Annotated in this window: 1 pseudogene; it reads right to left on the bottom strand. The window is 52.0% G+C overall.

The features are described 5' to 3' along the window. Window positions 1-575: pseudogene (locus HMPREF2993_RS13470) on the bottom strand (HNH endonuclease); the annotation flags it as partial.

The raw sequence follows: 575 nt of genomic DNA, 5'->3' as shown, positions 1-575 counted from the left end.
ATGTCTTCCTTGGCGGCGGTCTGGTGGATGAAAGCATCAAGTTTAATGCCGGTGTCTTCCCCAACCTGCAGCTCCAGCCAGGCAGAAGTACCGTTAGAGGAAAACCGGTAGGTATCTTTAGGCCGGGTATCCCGATAGGCAATGGAATCATCCAGTGTTTTACATATATCGCGGACTTTGCGCCTGATTTGACTACGCGTAGGAAAAGCCTGATTCGGTTTAGAAGGGGTAAAGAAGTCAGCCAGGATAGTGTCGATAAAGTCCAGGGTTTCATCAGTCAAGGCTGTCAGTGCTGACATGGGTTGATCAATAGCGATCAAGGATTCAATATCCAGCAGGCAGTGGGTGTCTTGTATAGCATTGACTTTCGGCAGACTACCCAGCCGGTGGATAGCACGCAGGCCTGATTTAATGTGGCCTTCCGGCAGTGACCAGGCAGCCACTAGGGATAGTGCGGTGGTGTTGATATCGGCGTCGAGGCTGGGCATGGCCCCGACCCAGGTTTTATAGGTGGCTCTCCGGGCTTGAGCACGAGCCATCGCATGTGGATTATTAGGGTTGGTGGTGGAAAAGAA

It is taken from the genome of Corynebacterium sp. HMSC068G04, from assembly GCF_001814885.1.
GTDB classification, from domain to species: domain Bacteria; phylum Actinomycetota; class Actinomycetes; order Mycobacteriales; family Mycobacteriaceae; genus Corynebacterium; species Corynebacterium hiratae.
This window is presented reverse-complemented; position numbering and strand designations above follow the sequence as displayed.